This window comes from Candidatus Hydrogenedentota bacterium (assembly GCA_016791475.1).
GTDB lineage: Bacteria > Hydrogenedentota > Hydrogenedentia > Hydrogenedentales > JAEUWI01 > JAEUWI01.
Genome location: JAEUWI010000425.1, coordinates 1 through 284, shown reverse-complemented (window position 1 = coordinate 284; position 284 = coordinate 1). Strand labels below are relative to the sequence as shown.

Below are 284 nucleotides of genomic sequence, written 5' to 3'. Positions count from 1 at the left end.
TTGCCACCAGAGGTAAGCACCACAAAGCCGGGCAGGTTTTTATTTTCCGTACCCAAACCATACGTTACCCATGAACCCAAACTTGGGCGGCCCTGCCTTGCCGATCCGCTGTGCATTAATAATTGTGCAGGCGCATGATTAAACTGGTCGGTGGTTACTGCATGCAGCATGGCCAGTTCATCTGCCACGGTGGAAAGATGCGGCAGGTTATCTGACAGCCACAACCCGCTTTGTCCGTGCTGACGGAAGGCAGCCTGCGGACCCAGCATCTTGGGCACACCACG

Annotated in this window: 1 pseudogene (running past one end of the window); it reads right to left on the bottom strand. The window is 55.3% G+C overall.

The features are described from left to right. Positions 1-284: pseudogene (locus JNK74_30060) on the bottom strand (DUF1501 domain-containing protein); it reaches 250 nt to the left of the window's first position.